The 18,474-nt window shown below is 38.3% G+C and carries 16 protein-coding genes; 9 read left to right on the top strand and 7 right to left on the bottom strand.

Annotated features, from left to right (window positions below; all coding sequences use genetic code 11):
* The 4 genes from AC1M9C_RS13730 to AC1M9C_RS13715 form a co-directional block, all read left to right on the top strand.
* Nucleotides 1-264 (top strand): alpha/beta hydrolase (locus AC1M9C_RS13730; RefSeq protein WP_481588094.1); only part of this gene is annotated, 264 nt, incomplete at its 5' end.
* Nucleotides 265-446: 182 nt separating this feature from the next.
* Entirely contained in the window at nt 447-2,120 is a 1,674-nt protein-coding gene (locus AC1M9C_RS13725; protein WP_481953909.1) for a phosphoethanolamine transferase, read from the top strand.
* A gap of 1 nt (nt 2,121) precedes the next feature.
* The gene (locus AC1M9C_RS13720) at nt 2,122-2,802 is read left to right on the top strand and encodes a response regulator transcription factor (RefSeq protein WP_179999736.1); all 681 of its coding nucleotides are present in this window, start codon (nt 2,122-2,124) and stop codon (nt 2,800-2,802) included.
* A gap of 15 nt (nt 2,803-2,817) precedes the next feature.
* The gene (locus tag AC1M9C_RS13715; RefSeq protein ID WP_481587940.1) at nt 2,818-4,131 is read left to right on the top strand and encodes an ATP-binding protein; all 1,314 of its coding nucleotides are present in this window, start codon (nt 2,818-2,820) and stop codon (nt 4,129-4,131) included.
* Between the two features lie 4 nt (nt 4,132-4,135).
* Here AC1M9C_RS13715 and AC1M9C_RS13710 read toward each other — a convergent pair whose 3' ends face one another.
* Nucleotides 4,136-4,804 carry a phosphatase PAP2 family protein gene (locus AC1M9C_RS13710; RefSeq protein WP_481953908.1) on the bottom strand — a complete coding sequence of 223 codons (669 nt, stop codon included), beginning with the start codon at nt 4,802-4,804 and terminating at the stop codon, nt 4,136-4,138.
* Nucleotides 4,805-4,956: 152 nt separating this feature from the next.
* On the opposite strand from AC1M9C_RS13710, the gene AC1M9C_RS13705 reads away from it, so the two are divergent.
* The gene (locus AC1M9C_RS13705) at nt 4,957-5,829 is read left to right on the top strand and encodes an alpha/beta hydrolase (RefSeq protein ID WP_481587942.1); all 873 of its coding nucleotides are present in this window, start codon (nt 4,957-4,959) and stop codon (nt 5,827-5,829) included.
* A 4-nt stretch (nt 5,830-5,833) separates the two neighbouring features.
* On the opposite strand, the gene AC1M9C_RS13700 is transcribed toward AC1M9C_RS13705, so the two are convergent.
* A complete protein-coding gene (locus tag AC1M9C_RS13700; protein ID WP_035270045.1) occupies nt 5,834-6,451 on the bottom strand; it encodes a TetR/AcrR family transcriptional regulator in 618 nt (205 codons plus the stop codon).
* Between the two features lie 104 nt (nt 6,452-6,555).
* Here AC1M9C_RS13700 and AC1M9C_RS13695 point away from each other — a divergent pair, with 104 nt between their 5' ends.
* Both AC1M9C_RS13695 and AC1M9C_RS13690 read left to right on the top strand, forming a co-directional pair.
* On the top strand, nt 6,556-7,911 hold the full coding sequence (locus AC1M9C_RS13695; RefSeq protein ID WP_481953907.1) for a flavin-containing monooxygenase: 1,356 nt from the start codon (nt 6,556-6,558) through the stop codon (nt 7,909-7,911).
* Nucleotides 7,912-8,024: 113 nt separating this feature from the next.
* Nucleotides 8,025-9,647 carry a long-chain-fatty-acid--CoA ligase gene (locus AC1M9C_RS13690; protein WP_481953906.1) on the top strand — a complete coding sequence of 541 codons (1,623 nt, stop codon included), beginning with the start codon at nt 8,025-8,027 and terminating at the stop codon, nt 9,645-9,647.
* Between the two features lie 60 nt (nt 9,648-9,707).
* On the opposite strand, the gene AC1M9C_RS13685 is transcribed toward AC1M9C_RS13690, so the two are convergent.
* The 5 genes from AC1M9C_RS13685 to AC1M9C_RS13665 form a co-directional block, all read right to left on the bottom strand.
* The gene (locus AC1M9C_RS13685; RefSeq protein ID WP_481953905.1) at nt 9,708-11,024 is read right to left on the bottom strand and encodes a flavin monoamine oxidase family protein; all 1,317 of its coding nucleotides are present in this window, start codon (nt 11,022-11,024) and stop codon (nt 9,708-9,710) included.
* Between the two features lie 182 nt (nt 11,025-11,206).
* Nucleotides 11,207-12,205, bottom strand: coding sequence for a cysteine synthase A (gene cysK / locus AC1M9C_RS13680; protein WP_035266629.1), 999 nt, complete (start codon nt 12,203-12,205; stop codon nt 11,207-11,209).
* A gap of 122 nt (nt 12,206-12,327) precedes the next feature.
* Nucleotides 12,328-13,002, bottom strand: coding sequence for a class I SAM-dependent methyltransferase (locus AC1M9C_RS13675; RefSeq protein WP_481953904.1), 675 nt, complete (start codon nt 13,000-13,002; stop codon nt 12,328-12,330).
* 102 nt (nt 13,003-13,104) lie between these two features.
* Nucleotides 13,105-14,796: an AMP-binding protein gene (locus tag AC1M9C_RS13670; protein WP_481596592.1), complete on the bottom strand. Its 1,692-nt coding sequence runs from the start codon at nt 14,794-14,796 to the stop codon at nt 13,105-13,107.
* Nucleotides 14,797-14,898: 102 nt separating this feature from the next.
* A complete protein-coding gene (locus AC1M9C_RS13665; RefSeq protein ID WP_092768402.1) occupies nt 14,899-15,525 on the bottom strand; it encodes a TetR/AcrR family transcriptional regulator in 627 nt (208 codons plus the stop codon).
* Between the two features lie 145 nt (nt 15,526-15,670).
* Between AC1M9C_RS13665 and AC1M9C_RS13660 the strand changes: the two genes are divergently transcribed.
* A complete protein-coding gene (locus tag AC1M9C_RS13660) occupies nt 15,671-16,843 on the top strand; it encodes an isovaleryl-CoA dehydrogenase (RefSeq protein WP_481953903.1) in 1,173 nt (390 codons plus the stop codon).
* Nucleotides 16,844-16,869: 26 nt separating this feature from the next.
* Nucleotides 16,870-18,471 (top strand): carboxyl transferase domain-containing protein, encoded by a 1,602-nt coding sequence (locus tag AC1M9C_RS13655; RefSeq protein WP_481953902.1) that lies wholly within the window; start codon nt 16,870-16,872, stop codon nt 18,469-18,471.
* Nucleotides 18,472-18,474 lie beyond the last annotated feature (3 nt).

The following is an 18,474-nucleotide window of genomic DNA, read 5'->3' as shown; positions in this document are numbered from 1 at the left end:
TTAGGAGCTGGCAGCCCTGAAGGTTATGCAAGCTGCTGTGAAGCTTTGGCTAAGGCGGATGTGCGTGAACAACTCAAACAGATTTCGATTCGTGTATTGATTATTGCAGGTCAGCAAGACCCTGTGACCACTGTGGCAGATGGTCAGTTTATGCAAGCAGCGATTACGGGTAGTCAACTTGTTGAGATTAATGCTTCGCACATTTCTAATGTTGAACAACCACAGGCGTTTAACCGAGCTGTGGCTGAATTTATTCAGGCTTAAGTTTAGAACAACTCAAACCTGAACTCAGGAAACATCACTTGTCACGGGTGACTCATCTTGACGCTTTGCCAGATTGCTCCACCAGTCTGGCTTTTTTTATGTCCTAGACTTCAATCATTTATTCAGTAAATTTTAAGAAATAAAACCTAATCTCAGCGTAGTTAAATATTAGAACTCATCGTATGCGCTACACATCTATCATTCAGCAATGGAAAAAACCAACGATAAGCCTAGCACTATTCAATTTAGTACTCTCAGTATGGGTTGGCATTGGTTTAAATATTGCGTTCTACAAACAACTTACTTCACTCACACCTTATCAAGGTTACCCAGCAATTCTTTTTTTAATAGGTTCATCTGTCTTAATCACAGCTGCTTATTTTTTTATTTTCAACCTTATTCATTGGAGATTGAACGTAAAGATATTTGCAAGTATCTGGATTGTATTAGGCGGTTTGTCTGCATATTTTGTAAGTAGTTTAGGCATTATTATTAATGCTGATCAGATTCAAAATATGATGCAAACCAATACGATGGAAGCATTTGATCTGATAAATATAAGATTATTTATTTGGGTTGTATTTTTTATTTTAGCGCCTCTTTTTTTTATTTATTGGGTGAATATCAAAAAATCAACGTTTTCTCATACCCTTTGCAGGAAAATGTTACACAGTGCAATCAGTTTAATTTTAGTGTTAGGTTGCGCTTATTTATATTATGTTGACTATGCAGCTATTTTTAGAGAAAACAGAGAGTTGAAAGGAATGATCAGCCCTCAAAATGTCGTTGCAGCGTCCTTCAGTTATTATAAACATCTTCAACCTCCCAAAAATACTATAATTCAACCCTACGGACGTGATGCACACCAATTTATTCAAACGGCGACCCATCAAACTCCAAAACTGATGGTTTTAGTGATAGGAGAAACAGCACGTGCAGAAAGTTTTCAGTTGAATGGATATGATCGAGCTACAAATCCAGAATTAAGCAAATTAAATATAATCAATTTTCGTAACGTCAGTTCCTGTGGTACTGCAACGGCGGTATCCGTACCTTGTTTATTTTCTGGTATGACTCGACAAGCATATACAGAAAAAGTCGCAAGACAACGGGAGAACTTACTCGATATTATTCAACGTGCGGGCTACAAAGTCACGTGGATCAATAACAATTCAGGATGCAAAGAGGTTTGTAATCGGGTTGAGCGTTATGAAATTCCCGAATCTATTCGTAAGCAATGGTGCGATTCTAAGGGTGAATGTAAAGATGAAATATTGATTGATAGCCTTAATGCCTATATTCAAGCCATTCCCAAAAATGATAAAACGCCAAGACTTATCGTACTCCATCAAATGGGAAGTCACGGCCCAGCTTACTATAAACGGTCCACTCATCAATACACACCCTTTCAGCCGACCTGTAACACGAGCGCAATTCAGGGATGTAGTCAACAAGCTCTGATCAATACGTATGATAATTCAATTGTATATACAGACCATATTCTCGCTTGGACAATCAATTTATTAAACAAACAAACTCAATTTCAATCCGCTTTATGGTATTTATCAGATCATGGTGAATCCACGGGTGAACATGGAATGTATTTACACGGCGCGCCTTATCAAATTGCACCATCACAACAAACTCATGTGCCGATGATCATGTGGTTTTCAACAGCATGGCGAAAACATCAAGCGTCAACTGTACGATGCATTGAATCTCAGAAAAATGATGTACTTAGCCAAGACAATGTCTTTCACACCATGCTAAGTTTATTGAATATTCATACTACAACATTACAACCCGCATTAGACCTCAGCCAACAATGCAAACCTCAATTACAGAACAGAGCCTAATATGAATAAAATCCTGATGATTGAAGATGACTTTATGATTGCAGAGTCATCTCAAAAGTTGCTCCAATATCAATCATTTGAAGTAGTCTGGGTCAATAATGGCATCGATGGCTTAAAACAATTAAATCAACAAGCATTTGATTTAGTGCTGCTCGATCTTGGATTACCTATGATGGATGGCATGCAAGTACTCAAACATCTTCGCTCACTATTTCCTTCAATTCCTGTACTCATTATTTCAGCAAGAGATCAACTTCAGCACCGTATCGATGGATTAAATCAAGGTGCTGATGATTATCTAGTAAAACCATACGAGTTTGAGGAGTTATTAGCGCGTATTCACGCCATACTCAGACGTGCATCTCAACAAAATACATCTCAGATAAAACAAATTTTAGAATTTGGCGGACTCAGGTTAGATCTTGAACAACATATCGCGAGTTTTGAAAATCAGACGGTTGAATTTTCAAACCGTGAGTGGGCTTTATTAATTCCACTCTTAACTTATCCAAATAAGATTTTTTCTAAGTCTAATCTTGAAGAAAAACTGTATGATATTGAAAATGAAATCAGCAGTAATACCATTGAAGTCTATATTCATCGCATACGCTCAAAATTAGGTAAAAATTTTATTCGTAATGTGCGAGGATTAGGTTATCGGCTAGGTCAGCCTACACCATAAATCAAGAATTGATACATGACGCAACCCTACTCTTTACAAAAGCAACTTGTTGTATTTACCTCAATTTTTAGTGTGGTGATGGGATGCATATTGGTTTTTTCAGCCTATAGAACAGCTTTAGAAGAAACAAATGAAATACTTGATGCTCAGCTGAAAAATCTGGCAGAGCGTGTTGCAAAATTTAATCCAGATCCTGTAAAGAGTAAATTTTCACATTTAAAACAGTACCATGAAGAAGATTTATTTGTAGATGTTTGGGCCTATGACCAACAATCACATTTACACGAAAAGTTTAAACAGTTGGTTGAGCCCGTCGCTAACTCAGGTTTTTATCATCACACTAATCATTATGGTAAATGGCATACCTATGTGATTCCATTGAAAACTGTTCAAGTCCAAGTGAGCCAACAAGACTCTGTTCGACAAGCTTTAGCCATAGAGCTCGCAATCAACATGTTTTTACCTTATTTAATCATTATGCCCTTCGCGATTTATGGCTTAGGTTTTATAATTAGAAGAAATTTTGCCCCATTTGAGCAATTTAAATCCGAATTAAGTACACGTAAACCAAATGAGCTGACCGTAATTGACCCTCAACAGTACCCTATTGAGCTAGTACCCAGCATTCAAGCGATCAATCAATTATTTCAAAGGATCTCTGATGCCCAACAAGAACAAAAACAATTTATTGCAGACGCCGCTCACGAATTAAGAACACCAATTACAGCATTAAATCTTCAAACTAAAATTTTACTCAAAGAGCTCCCCCATCACGAATCGTTAATCAAAATGAATAATGGTTTACACCGAACTCAGCATTTGGTCGGACAGCTTTTAAATCTCGCTCAACAAGACTCATTGAATGCCAGTAACGAGAAAAAAATGAGTATTCGGTTAGATGAACGTGCTTATCAATCTATTGAACAATTGATTCATTTAGCCTTAGCCAAAGAAATTGATTTAGGTATGGAACGTTATGAACACGTTCAAATTATAAATTATTCATCTGCTATAGATTCAATATTAACCAATTTAATAGAGAATGCGATTAAATACACGCCCCCCAATGGGATCATTAACGTTTCTACATTTCAAGAGAATGATATAGCGATCATTCAAGTCGAGGACAGTGGCCCAGGAATTTCAGCAGATCTCTATGAACGTATTAAAAAAAGATTTTATCGAGTCGAGCAACATCAAGAAATTGGTAGTGGCTTAGGTTTATCAATTGTTGAAAAAGCTGTAGAACGTATGGGGGGTAATCTTATCTTTGATCGCAGCCCTCAATTAGGTGGTTTATTGGTGAGAGTAGAAATTAAACTACATTAATTGCTTAGGCTAATTTAACCTTATCTTTTAGACTAAATATTACGACATTGAACATCCAAATCAACCAACCTGTCCAAAGATTATGACTAAAAAAATGTGCACCTCTAAGCATTTGCGTCCATCCCATAAGCATTCCCAAGAGAATTGCACTCAATAAGTAAAATTGAGCTAATTTTGTTTTTTTGTTCCTGAACACAAAATACCCACTCAATAATGCTAAACCTGCAGAAGCATGACCTCCAGGAAAACAATGCCCAACTTTACTACTGAGACTCCAGACAATTGTCATTCCCTGAGGTTGAGCTGCATCCCATGGACACATCAAGTTCGACTGTGATTTGAACAATGCTATTAAAATAATTGAAATTAAAGCAACTGCAAAAATTGTGATGTAATTTTTAGAGGTTTCCAAACTATGATTTCTCGATTTGGGATGAGCAACGATTAATGCATATATCAGCATACTGCAGTACATCGCGATTAGCACATATTTAACCCATTCATGCCCGACTACACTTGGCCAAAATGCATCCTTTAAATAGAATACTCCTTTTGAATTTAAGCCTAATTGAATCAATTTCATGTCGGCTGCACCATGTACTGGAAATAGATTGACCAAAATTAAATAGCTCAAGATTAAGGCGATACATTGCTTGCGATAGAAAAAACTCATACTAATTCATCGAATAAAAATGTATTTAAATCAATCAGGCTTAAAATTTTCTGAACGATTTGACATCAAATAGACTTTTATACTGCATAACGATATGCTTAAACCAACCTGAGTTGGGTTTTAAAAATAAAAAAGTGTTAAGGATAACCACGATGCAAACTCAAGAATTACTCATTCCGAATGGCAACTATCAAATCCAAGCGGATTTTTATATGCCAGAGCCGATCACAAAAGATTCTAGTATCATCATTATGGCTCATGGCTTAGGTGGAGAAAAAAGCTGTGGCTTAAACTCTTTCGCTGAAGCTTATGCAGAATTGGGATATAACGTATGCGTATTTGACCATTCTGGTTTTGGATTAAGCAGTGGTCCTGTTCAGCATCTTGTTGATAAAAATAGTCAACTTCAGGATTGGAACGTCGTTATCGACTATATTCAAACCCGATTCTACATCCCGAAAAAAAATATCATTTTATGGGGGTATTCGTTCAGTGGTGCGCATGTTCTAACATTAGCAAGTGAACACACCTTTAAAGCAGTGATCTCTAATTTTCCACACGTTGATGGTTTAGCGAGCTTGACACTGTATCCGAAAAAATATTTATTGCCTGCAACCATGATTGCATTACAAGATTTAGCCCTAGCAAAAATAGGTAGAGTCAAAACCATGCCTGTAGTTGCAAAAGATCGGTTTGCCATTTTGGCGGGTGAAGATTGCTATGATGCATATTATCGACTGATCCCAGACGGAATGAATTGGAAAAATGCTGTTCCAGCTCGAATCGTTGCAACCATTGGTTTATATCGACCAACAATGATCGTTCATAAAATTCAATGCCCTGTTTTTGTGTCAGGTGCGGAACTAGATTCACTTATTCCTGTCAAAGCAACACGTAAACTCGCACAAAAACTAAAACAAGGTGAATATCGTGAGTTCGTCTGCGGTCACTTCGATCTATTCCATTCGCCAGTTTTTGATCAACTCATCGCAGCGCATCAACGTTTTTTGGAAAAACTAAAATAAACTTTTAAAGTTGGTAGTTATATCCCTTACTGCTTAAGTAAAATTCACTGATGAAATGGCATTCTTTTAGAATGTCATCAGTGACTTGTTGATGCTGATAGTAGCTGTGTTTCATTAATGCAAAAACCATTTCAACCAGATACACCGCTTCCTCTTTTCTATTCAATTTCAGCGGATGTACTTTCTGCTCAAATACCGCTTGTAAATCATGAGCAATCTTCTCAATGACGATTTCCTGTAAATTAAAACCATCAACATGTACTGGCCCACCCAAAATCAAAATACTTGCAGCAGGATTTGAATTGTAAAACTCTGCCACCTTAGAAATTAGATCAAAACAAATATCACGTGTTGACCAAGTTTGATAGCACTCATTTTTAAACAAAACATAGGCCTGCAGTTCATCTAAATAACGTTTCACCAATATGCTGAACAAATGATTAACTGTTGGAAAGTATTGATAAATCGTAATCTTAGGAAGATCGGACTGTGCTGCAATTTCGGGAATAGTACAGTGATTGATGCCTTGTTCTTCTAATATTTTCTTCGTTGTTTCTAATACAAGTTCTAACCTTGCTTTACTTCTTTTTTGTACAGGAAGCTTAATTTCATCAAAAAGCATTTAAACAAATCCCCTGTCTTGCTGTTTAAAAATAAATCGATTATAGTCATAAAACCAACTATAGTTGGTTATGAATAAAAAGAACATCATTCAAGGATATGAATATGAACACAGTCTGTATCATTGGTGCAGGTCCGTCAGGAATTACGGCTGCTAAAAATTGTCAACAAAATGGTATTGCATACGATATCTTCGAGAAAAATGACAAAGTCGGTGGGAATTGGGTGTTTAATTCTAAAACTGGTCATTCTTCAGTCTATGAGAATACACACATTATTAGCTCGCGTACAATGTCTGAATATGAAGATTATCCAATGCCAGACAGTTATCCTGACTATCCACGACATGATCATCTACAGCAGTATTTTGAAAATTATGCCAAACATTTTGGTGTATATGACAAAATTAAATTTCATCACACTATTCACCATATTCATAAAAATGAAAATAAAAAATGGGTGGTGGATTACACCGATGATCAAGGTAAAGAACAACAGAAAATATATGACTATTTAATGGTTGCAAATGGTCATCACTGGAAACCGAAATACCCTGAGTATGAAGGTGAATTTACTGGCAAGTGGATGCATTCACATGATTTTAAAGGTGTAAATGACGACTGGCGTGGAAAGAAAATTTTAGTCATTGGTGCAGGTAATTCAGGCTGTGATGTTGCCGTAGAATCAGCACGTGTCTCAAAAGATGTGTATATATCGATGCGCAGCCCACAATGGTTTGTTCCAAAATTTATGTTTGGACATCCCGCAGACATACTCGTGAAGTCAATGGAAAAACTTCCGCCCAAAATGCGCCAAAAAATTCTGACCAAATTGGTAAAAGCATTCAGTGGAAATTACGCAGATTTTGGCTTGCCTGTAAATGACAAACCGATGCTGACACAACATCCAACGGCGAACTCTGACTTCATTGACTATGTGCGTCACGGTAAAATCAAACCAAAACCAGCGATCAAGCGTCTCAATGGTAAAATTGTAGAATTCGTCGATGGTACTCAACAAGAGTTTGATATTATTTGTTGTTGTACTGGTTTCTGGACCGTCTTCCCTTTCTTCGATAAAGATTTTATAGATTTCAAACATGCTGAAAAATTACCGCTTTACCGTAAAATGATGCATGCAGAACATGACAATCTTTATTTCATTGGTTTATTCCAGCCACTAGGTTGTATTTGGCCAATTTCAGATCACCAAGCCAATTTGGCATGTCAGGAAATCTTAGGAAAATATAAACGTCCAGCTGATATGAAAAAAGCGATTCAGCATGAGTTAGATCATCCACATTACAACTTTGAAGGCGGTCAACGACATGCAGCAGAAGTTGACTATAATGACTTCCGTGCAGAACTCGTATCTGACCTTAAAACTGCTGGTGTCATCATTCCAGAGCGTAAACCTTTGGTTTCAATCCGTAAATTAGTTGGTTCTTTACTGACTGCATAATTTAGTGTATTTCTAGGTCATCAGTGAGTGTTACGTTAATCGTGAGCACTCACCTTACATAAGTATAATCAACTCAAAATAACAACTTAAATGATCAATAGCAGGAGCTTTGCATGCACGGACGTATGATGTTTCAACCTTTATTAATCAGCAGTTTACTAGAACATGCTGCTGAATTTCATAAAGACACCCTGATCGTTTCAAAAAACACCGATGGCTCACTTTACGAAACCAATTGGGGCGATGTATCGGATAATGCTAAACGTGGTGCAAAGGCATTAAATGAACTTAAACTCATTCACGGCGATTGTATTGCAACATTAGCTTGGAACAATCATCGTCATTTAGAGGCTTGGTATGCTATTTCTGGTAGTGGTTTAATCTGTCACACCATTAACCCAAGATTATTTCCAGAACAACTGATTTTCATTATTAATGATGCACAAGATAAAGCGATTATTTTTGATAAAACATTCCTACCTTTGATTACAGGAATAAAAGCACATATTCCACTGGTGCAACATTTCATCTGCTTAGATGCACCTGATGAAAAGATTCGTCAAGCCTTACCCGAAGTCTTGTTCTACGATGATTTAATTGCGGGTCAAACTGCAGAATATACATGGCCTGAATTTGATGAAACCACTGCTAGTTCACTATGTTATACCTCTGGAACAACAGGCAATCCTAAAGGTGCTCTCTATTCTCATCGCTCAACTGTTCTTCACAGTTTAGCGGCCAGCTTACCTGACTCACTCAATCTGTCAGCCAAAGACATTATTTTACCTGTAGTTCCGATGTTTCACGTTCATGCATGGGGAACACCTTATGCCGCAGCGATGGTAGGTGCTTCAATTATATTACCAGGGCCGGGTCTTGATGGTGAGAGTCTAGTTAAACTCATTGATCAATATGAAGTGACTGTTGCACTTGGTGTTCCTACCATTTGGCAAAGCTTGTTGGTCGCTGCAAAAGCAATGAACAGTTCACTGACCTCTTTAAAACGTAATGTCATTGGTGGCTCGGCTTGCCCACCAAGCATGTTAGCGACATTCCGTGATGTATATGATTGTGAAACCATTCATGCATGGGGGATGACTGAAGCTAGTCCACTTGGCACTGCCAATCAATTCAAAGCCAAACATAAACAACTTTCTCAGGATCAACAAGCAAATCTACGTCTTTCCCAAGGTCGCCCGCCGTTTGGAGTCAGGATTCGTTTAGTGTCTGAAGAAAGAGGAACCGATCTTGTTCCACATGATGGTGAGTCTATTGGTAATTTACAAATCAAAGGACATTGGATTGTTGACAAATACTTTGGTCAGTCCGACTCACCATTGACCAGTGATGGATGGTTTGATACTGGAGATATTGCGTCTATAGATGCTGATGGCTATCTGCATATTAGTGATCGTGCCAAAGACTTGATTAAATCTGGTGGAGAATGGATCTCTTCTGTAGAGCTTGAAAATATCGCAATGGGTCACCCAGAAATTGCGATGGCTGCGGTCATCGCAGCACAACATCCAAAGTGGGATGAAAGACCTGTCTTAATCGCCGTTAAACATCCTAATAGCCAAATCACTGAACAACAACTCATTGATTACTATGCTGATAAAATTGCTAAATGGCAAACTCCAGATATAGTGATTTTTGTCGATGCCATACCGCTTAGCGGCACTGGAAAAATGCTAAAAAGAAAACTTCGCGAAGAATATGGACATGTATTAATGTGAGTTCAGGTTAATTTCTCAACTCACTCATACTAACTAAATAAAGCTGTAACTGTACATCAGTTACAGCTTTATATTTAAGCCATTACGAATAATTAAATTAGCAGTATCACGACCTGACAGATATGCACCATGCACAGTGCCTGCATAATCGGTATGACAATGTTCACCTGCAAAATATACTTGCGCTGGATGCTCTTTTTTAAAGATCTCTACATCATCTTTAGTATGTTTAACTTTTGGAAAACTAAATGAACCTAAACTAAACGGATCACTTCCCCAGCGGGTAATTATGATGTTCTGAATTTCATTGGAGTGCATGCAAATCTTCAATATTTTCTTGATATATTCATGCACCTGTTGATCCGTTGCTTGATCAACCCATTCTGACTTTGTACCTCCAACGAGAAGTAGATAAGTCGGTTTATTATATAAACAACTAAAATCTAAAATACTATACAGCTCACGCTCATCCCAAAAAAATGCCGTATTGTGTTTAAGTACATTCCCATTAAATTCTAGAGCTTTTGAAAATTGTATAAATATTTTATTGAAAGATCCAAAACCCAGCTTTTGAATCGATCGGACTAATCCACTAGGCAAAGGCGGCTCAAACTTAATTTTATCTTGCTTTAAGATACCGAGCGGAACAGTCACCACAACTTGAGAACCTATGTAAAGCTGTCCACATGCTGTTTTTATCTGGACTTGATGAGAGTCATGAACGATTTCAACAATATCTGCATTCGTATGAATCTCTAAATCAGCAGCCAGAACTTTAACAATCTGTTCATAACCTTTTGGAAATATCACTTCATCGCCTGAGAAGTAGCCTTCAAAATCCATAAAATTATGGGCTAATTGCTCTAAATCAGTCGCAAAAGGATCATTGGCAAGCCTTGAGTAATACTGCTTAATTTTTTGTGAGATGACGTCTCGATCAAAATAATGAAGTTGAAAACGTATCGTTCCTAAAACATTCTCAAGTTGCTCAAAAGCGGAGATATCCTGCTCTTTTGATTTATTTTGAAAAACCTTCTGAACATCACGAAGGCATTTTTCAAATTCTAAGCTCTCTTGTTCGGTAAATGGCTGACCATTGGCATGAAAATAATCCATTTGATCATAATTAAAAACTTGAGTATTGATCCGATTGGACTCTGCAATTTTCCATATCGGATTATTATCAATACCATGTATCCATGATGCACCAAGGTCAAAACAATGACCATCAATGTTTTGTGTATGTATTCTCCCACCTATACGATCACGTGCTTCTAATACAACAACATTAAATCCTGCTGATTTTAAATGCTGAGCACAACTTAATCCTGCAACACCAGCGCCGATAATATAAATAGGATGATTAAAGTCGTTCATTGGTTTTTTATTTGAGGGAATTGGCTTAAAGATATCGCTTTCAAAACTGTTAAAATAGTCGTGTGATGTAATGAATTTAAAAAGATTGGTAATCTTAAGAAGAGTTTAAAATTGTTTGAATCGAATAAATCACAAAAAAACGGCCATGAAGACCGTTTTTTTAGAATGCTTTGATTTTCTCGTTAATCTGCTGAGATATCTTCAAATAAAACTGAAGATAAATAGCGCTCTCCAGCATCAGGTAAAATCACCACTATGGTTTTACCGGCATTTTCAGGACGTTGAGCAAGTTCATGAGCGGCCGCTAATGCTGCACCACTTGAAATCCCCACAAAAATCCCTTCTTTGATTGCAGATTGACGCGCAAAATCAATTGCAGTTTGATTTTCAATCGCGATAACTTCATCCACCAAATCTAAATCTAGGTTCTTAGGAATAAAGTTTGCACCAATGCCTTGGATTTTATGTGGTCCCGGAGTCAGTGTTTCGCCACGCTTCGCTTGTCCAATAATTGGTGAGTCTGCTGGTTCAACTGCAACTGAGTATAGGGCTTGATTTTTAACTTTCTCAAAATAACGCGAAATACCAGAGATCGTACCTCCCGTACCTACACCAGCCACTAAAATATCAACCTTACCACCCGTTGCTTCAAAAATTTCAGGTCCAGTTGTAGTTTCATGAATGGCAGGATTTGCTGGATTTTCAAATTGCTGAGGTAAATAATAAAGCTCAGGATTCTCAGCAACTAAACGTTCAGCTTCTTGAACAGCACCATTCATCCCTTTAGCAGGATCGGTTAATACTAAATGAGCACCTAATGCTTTGAGTACTTTACGGCGCTCGATACTCATACTTGCAGGCATAGTCAGTGTGATGTCATAACCTTTAGCAGCAGCAACAAAAGCTAGCGCAATTCCGGTATTACCACTCGTAGGTTCAACAATATGCATGCCTGCTTTAAGCACACCACGTTGTTCTGCATCTGCAATCAAAGCTGCACCAACACGGCATTTTACTGAAAATGCTGGGTTACGTGCTTCCACTTTAGCAAGAACTGTAGCCCCACCCTGTATCACACGATTAATGCGAATAAGCGGTGTATTACCAATCGCTTCAGCGTTATTACTGTATACAGCGATTCCACGATTAGAAGTTTGTGGAAATTGAGTCTCTGTGGTCATGAACAATCCTTATATTCATAAAACAATACTTTTATCATAATCCTTTTTCATTTTAGATATATAACCATTTGTAAGATTTTCATATAAGATAAAATGAATAGGTTATTCTAAATATGAAATTATCACTTTACTGCTTTTAATCCATAAAAATTAGACATTTGACAAAAAGTTCTTAAATTTTGAAAACCAACCTGAAGGTATAGATTCTTCATCTCCTTCACCGTCATTAAATTAAAGTCATCATGTATTCTTTCCAACATGACCTGACTTTGTTTTTTACTTAATCCTATTTTTGTCACCAAATATTTTAATACTAACTGATCATTTGGTTCTTCGAATTGCATCAGATCGAAACTCAGAACCACGCCATCTTGTTTCAAAGCATGGTAAATATCACCTAAAAAACTCTTTTTGCATGCATGTGAAACAAAATGAAAAACCAAAATATTCAATACTGCATCAAAATTTTCAGGATATTTCTGGAGCACCGTCGTGTCACCTTGCAGAATTATGACTCGGTGCATTTGCTGCTTAAACTGAACGATCTGTTTTGTTTTTTCAAGCATCGCTGCCGATGGATCAAACACAACAAACTCCGCCTTTGGAAAATGATCTAATAAATAATTCAGTTCAAACCCAGTTCCGCACCCGACAATGGCAATTTTAGCTTCTTCTTTGAGATGAGTTTCAAGTAGCGCCAGTATATGTAGATGCATGAGTTCATATCCTGGTATGAGCTGCCTGATATGTTCATCATAGTTTTCTACGATTTTTGGGTGATCAAAATTCTTTGCCATATCGCTCTTCTACTATTTTTTAAAATTAAGCCGAACTTAGTGAACTAAGTTCGGCTTTGTTGTTTTTCTAGCTTGAAGTTAAAAAATATCCCTCAATGACGATTAAGCACTCTCATCAAAAATATTGAGTTGCTCACGCATATATTCTTGGAGTTTAAACTTCTGAGCCTTACCAGAAGCAGTCATTGGGAACTCTTTAAGAAAATGTACATATCGTGGCACTTTATTATGTGAGATATTGGCTTTGCAGTAATCTTTTATCACTTGTTCAGAACATTCATGTCCTTCATGCAAAATAATACAAGCACATAACTCTTCGCCATATTTCGGGTCAGGAAGCCCAATGACTTGAACATCGCTAACAGCTGGATGTTTATATAAGAAGTCTTCAATCTCTTTAGGGAATAAATTCTCACCTCCCCGAATCACAACATCTTTAATGCGACCTTTGATTTTGATAAAGCCTTCATCATCCATTTCAGCGATATCACCGGTATGCATCCATTTTGCGACATCGACGACTTCTCGGGTTTTTTCTTCTTCATCCCAATAGCCCAGCATTACTGAGTATCCTCGTACACACAACTCTCCGAGTTTGCCACGAGGCACTACTTTACCGTGTTCATCGACTATTTTAATTTCGATATGTGGATGAACTCGACCAACAGTGCTCACTCGTTGTTCTAGCGAATCTGTGATCGAACTTTGTGCGCTTACTGGCGCTGTTTCAGTCATGCCATAACAAATCGTGATATCTCGCATATGCATACGCTCAATGACGCGCTTCATGATTTCTTTTGGACATGGACTGCCAGCCATAATGCCAGTACGCAATGTAGTCAAATCAAATTCGTCAAATTGCTCATGATCAAGCATGGCAATAAACATGGTAGGCACACCATATGCCGCGGTACATTTCTCTTGTTCAATCGCTTTAAGACTATCAAGAGGATTAAATACAGCTGATGGATAGATCATGGTTGATCCATGTGTAATACAGGCGAGATTACCCATCACCATACCAAAGCAATGAAATAACGGTACAGAAATACAAACTCGATCTTGAGAAGTCAGTTTGATTGCCTCTCCCACAAAATACCCGTTATTCAGAATATTATTGTGTGTCAGCATGGTCCCTTTGGGGCTACCTGTCGTTCCGGAGGTAAACTGGATATTGATGGTTTCATCGAATTGAAGACCAGATGCTATCTCATTAAGTTGATCTAACTGCTCTGAAGTCGGTTCAGCCAATAAATCACTAAAGCGATAAAACCCAGTATGTTGTTGATCATCTATTTTGATCAAATACTTTAAATGCGGTAATTTTTCAGCATTTAAAACGCCATTGGTCGTATGCAAAATTTCTGGTGCAATTTGCGTCAAAATTTCTTGATAATTGGTCGTCTTAAAGGTCGATGCAATGATCAATCCTTTGCAAGATACTCGATTGAGTACGTATTCTAGCTCGTAGCTTTTATACGCAGGATTTAAGTTGACCAAAATAATTCCAGCCTTGAAGGCTGCAAATTGTGCGATCGTCCATTCCACACAATTAGGGGACCAAATTGCTAGACGATCTCCCTTTTCTAAACCGATTTTTAATAAACTACATGCAAAAGCATTTACTTTCTCTTGTAACTGCTGATAGGTCAAACGTACATTTTGATGCACACTGACCACAGCATCCTGATCGGCATATTGTAGGCATGCTTGATCAAATTTATGGCCTATGGTCATACCCAATAAGGGTTGCTCACTGGTGCCATAGGCATAACTGAGTCGTAATTGCGTCATTGAATCATACTCCTTGATTCTATTTTCTTATATCAATCCAATATTTCTTTATTAATTACGCGATTACTCGTTTAAACATGACATCCTTTTGTGTGAATTAAATTAATTTTCCTCCTTTGCCTTAACTGCATTGACACAAAAGTCTGCAATTTGCTTAACGAAATAACCTTTATAACCGTCATCAAACATCACATTACGCGATGGATTTAAAGGTTCAATCACAACGAATGTCATCGCACCAACCACGCATAATGCAGCTGTATTTAAATCTTCAAATTCGAACTCACCATTGACCTTTCCTTCGGCAAGAATCTCCTTAATGGATTGTTTTATCAGTTGCTTACTTCTAAAACGTTCATGCTCAATCGTTGGGTCTACGGGCTCAAACATGAGTGAATATGCAAGTTGAGGGCTATTCAAAGCACGTTTTACGAAAGCAGTGACGGCCTTTGTCAACTTCTCAGTCGAAGTCCAATCATTTTTTGCAATCTGATTCAGAATATCGACCTCACCTTTGATGGCCTGTGAAAGCACTTCAATCAAAATCTGATTTTTGTTCTCAAAATAGCGATAGACCAAACCACTCGAGACACCAGATTTATCTGCAATCGCTTGCACTTGTGCATCTTTAAAACCACCACCCGCAATAAGTTCGCGCGCGGATTGCAGTATCGATTGACGATTTTGCTCCATACGCTCTTGCATCAAAGTGGATCTTTTATAACTCATAATTGTTCACCCAATCAACTAAAATGAATTATAAATCATTTTCTGAATCTATATTCACTTTTTTAAAAAATAACTGTATTGTATTTCTCAAGCAAGGACAAAATGCTTCACTGGAAATAAAAATTAAATTTTAGGATGAATGAAAATGAATTTACAGAGTATCGACTTTGGACTAGACGAAACACTAATCGCTTTACGTGATTCTGTAGCTGCATTCTGTGCAAAGGAAATCGCACCTATTGCTCAACAAGTTGATCAAGACAACTTATTTCCAGCTCACTTATGGAAAAAATTTGGTGATATGGGGTTACTTGGACTTACCGTGAGTGAAGAATACGGTGGTGTCAATCTGGGTTATTTGGCTCATATCATTGTCATGCAGGAAATTTCACGAGCATCTGCTTCCATTGGACTTTCATACGGGGCACATTCAAATCTTTGTGTGAATCAAATTAACCGTAATGGTAGCGAAGAACAAAAACAAAAATATCTTCCTAAATTAATTTCTGGCGAATATGTCGGTGCTTTGGCAATGTCTGAACCGAATGCGGGTTCAGATGTCGTTAGTATGAAATTACGTGCTGAAGATCATGGTGATCACTTTATACTTAATGGCTCAAAAATGTGGATTACCAATGGTGGAGATGCTGACGTGCTGGTGGTTTACGCCAAAACTGACATCAATGCTGGTGCCAAAGGCATGACTGCTTTCATTATTGAAAAAGGCATGGAAGGCTTTAGTCATGGGAGTCACTTAGACAAACTCGGAATGCGTGGTTCAAATACTTATCCCCTGTTCTTTGACAATGTCAAAGTGCCTAAAGAAAACGTGATGGGTGGTGTGGGTAACGGTACAAAAGTGCTCATGAGTGGATTGGATTACGAGCGTGCAGTTCTCAGTGGTGGACCACTAGGCATTATGGATGCATGTTTAGATGTGGTCATCCCATACATTCATGAACGTAAGCAATTCGGTCAATGTTTAGGTGAATTCCAACTCATGCAAGGCAAAATTGCGGATATGTATTCTACATGGTTGGCAAGCAAGGCTTTGGTTTATGCCGTGGGTGCAGCATGTGATAAAGCTGATCATGATCGTGGTTTACGTAAAGATGCAGCAAGTGCCATTCTCTACTCAGCTGAAAAAGCAACGTGGATGGCTGGTGAAGCAATTCAAACCCTTGGGGGCAATGGTTATATCAATGATTACAGCACAGGTCGATTGTGGCGTGATGCCAAACTCTATGAAATCGGTGCAGGAACTTCTGAAATTCGACGCATGTTAATTGGTCGTGAGTTATTCAACGAAACCAAATAATTCAAGTTAATACAAGGAAGTCATTGATGAACGAAATTAAAAGTAAAATCAATCCACGTAGTGAAGAGTTTAAAATCAATCAAGCTGCAATGCTTGAATTGGTCGCAGACTTAAAAAAACAAGCTCAAACCATTGCCTTAGGTGGTGGGGAAAAAGCACGTCAGAAGCATTTAGCACGTGGAAAACTATTACCGCGTGAGCGCATTGATCAACTCATTGATGCAGGAACTGCCTTTCTTGAAATTGGTCAACTCGCTGCTTATCAAGTTTATGCTGACGTTGTACCAGCCGCAGGTGTGGTTGCAGGTATTGGTCAAGTGCATGGTGTGACATGCATGATCGTTGCCAATGATGCAACAGTTAAAGGAGGTACATATTATCCTTTAACTGTAAAAAAACATTTACGTGCGCAAGAAATTGCTGAACAAAATCATCTTCCTTGTATTTATATGGTCGACTCAGGCGGTGCATTTCTGCCAATGCAGGATGAAGTATTCCCTGATCGCGATCATTTTGGACGAATTTTTTACAACCAAGCACGCATGTCGAGTAAAGGTATTGCACAAATAGCCGTGGTTATGGGGAGTTGTACTGCGGGTGGCGCATATGTCCCTGCCATGTCCGATGAAACAATTATTGTCCGCAATCAAGGTACGATTTTCCTCGGTGGTCCACCTTTGGTAAAAGCTGCAACAGGTGAAGTGGTGACTGCTGAAGACCTTGGTGGTGGCGATGTTCATACCCGTTTATCTGGTGTCGCAGATCATCTTGCAGAAAGTGATGAACATGCGATTCAAATTGCACGCAATATTGTTCAAAACCTAAATATCGAACCGAAAGCATTTAAGACCGAAATTGAAGAACCACTTTATAGTGCTGAAGAACTCTATGGTGTCATTCCGAGTGACTCACGCAAACCCTTTGACATCCGTGAAGTGATTGCACGTATCGTGGATGGTTCAAGACTTGATGAATTTAAGGCTCGTTTTGGTACAACCTTAATTACAGGTTTTGCATCTATCTACGGCATGAAGGTCGGGATCATTGCCAATAACGGAATTTTATTTTCAGAGTCTGCTCAGAAAGGTGCGCATTTCATTGAACTGTGTACGCAACGCAATATTCCACTGCTCTTTATCCAAAATATCACCGGTTTCATGGTCGGTCGCCAATATGAAAATGAAGGTATTGCCAAAAATGGAGCTAAATTGGTCATGGCAGTAGCGACCGCAAATGTTCCTAAAATCACCTTGGTGGTCGGTGGTTCTTTTGGTGCAGGCAACTATGGAATGTGCGGTCGAGCATATTCTCCTCGCTTCTTATGGACTTGGCCGAATTCACGTATTTCCGTGATGGGCGGTGAACAAGCTGCTAGTGTTCTCTCCACGATTAAGCGTGATCAAATTGAGCAACGTGGTGAAACTTGGTCAGCTGAAGAAGAAGATCAATTCAAACAACCTTATCGTGATCAATTTGAAAAGCAAGGACACCCTTATTATGCATCTGCACGGTTGTGGGATGACGGTGTGATTGATCCAGCAGAATCACGTCATGTCTTAGGTCTGAGTTTGGCTGCTGCATTGAATGCACCAATTGAACCAACTCAGTTCGGCGTGTTCCGCATGTAAGGA

This window comes from Acinetobacter sp. 24-47-39 (genome assembly GCF_056783825.1).
The sequence above is the reverse complement of the archived record's forward strand: the minus strand, read 5'-3'. Positions and strand labels throughout refer to the sequence as shown.

What these genes read in the sequence shown, in the direction of transcription:
- AC1M9C_RS13705 (WP_481587942.1), top strand. Translation starts at nt 4,957, where the DNA reads ATGCAAACTCAAGAATTACTCATTCCGAATGGCAACTATCAAATCCAA.
- AC1M9C_RS13700 (WP_035270045.1), bottom strand. Translation starts at nt 6,451, where the DNA reads ATGCTTTTTGATGAAATTAAGCTTCCTGTACAAAAAAGAAGTAAAGCA.
- AC1M9C_RS13665 (WP_092768402.1), bottom strand. Translation starts at nt 15,525, where the DNA reads ATGAGTTATAAAAGATCCACTTTGATGCAAGAGCGTATGGAGCAAAAT.
- AC1M9C_RS13675 (WP_481953904.1), bottom strand. Translation starts at nt 13,002, where the DNA reads ATGGCAAAGAATTTTGATCACCCAAAAATCGTAGAAAACTATGATGAA.
- AC1M9C_RS13720 (WP_179999736.1), top strand. Translation starts at nt 2,122, where the DNA reads ATGAATAAAATCCTGATGATTGAAGATGACTTTATGATTGCAGAGTCA.
- AC1M9C_RS13715 (WP_481587940.1), top strand. Translation starts at nt 2,818, where the DNA reads ATGACGCAACCCTACTCTTTACAAAAGCAACTTGTTGTATTTACCTCA.
- AC1M9C_RS13710 (WP_481953908.1), bottom strand. Translation starts at nt 4,804, where the DNA reads ATGAGTTTTTTCTATCGCAAGCAATGTATCGCCTTAATCTTGAGCTAT.
- AC1M9C_RS13655 (WP_481953902.1), top strand. Translation starts at nt 16,870, where the DNA reads ATGAACGAAATTAAAAGTAAAATCAATCCACGTAGTGAAGAGTTTAAA.
- AC1M9C_RS13725 (WP_481953909.1), top strand. Translation starts at nt 447, where the DNA reads ATGCGCTACACATCTATCATTCAGCAATGGAAAAAACCAACGATAAGC.
- AC1M9C_RS13660 (WP_481953903.1), top strand. Translation starts at nt 15,671, where the DNA reads ATGAATTTACAGAGTATCGACTTTGGACTAGACGAAACACTAATCGCT.
- AC1M9C_RS13685 (WP_481953905.1), bottom strand. Translation starts at nt 11,024, where the DNA reads ATGAACGACTTTAATCATCCTATTTATATTATCGGCGCTGGTGTTGCA.
- AC1M9C_RS13690 (WP_481953906.1), top strand. Translation starts at nt 8,025, where the DNA reads ATGCACGGACGTATGATGTTTCAACCTTTATTAATCAGCAGTTTACTA.
- cysK (WP_035266629.1), bottom strand. Translation starts at nt 12,205, where the DNA reads ATGACCACAGAGACTCAATTTCCACAAACTTCTAATCGTGGAATCGCT.
- AC1M9C_RS13670 (WP_481596592.1), bottom strand. Translation starts at nt 14,796, where the DNA reads ATGACGCAATTACGACTCAGTTATGCCTATGGCACCAGTGAGCAACCC.
- AC1M9C_RS13695 (WP_481953907.1), top strand. Translation starts at nt 6,556, where the DNA reads ATGAACACAGTCTGTATCATTGGTGCAGGTCCGTCAGGAATTACGGCT.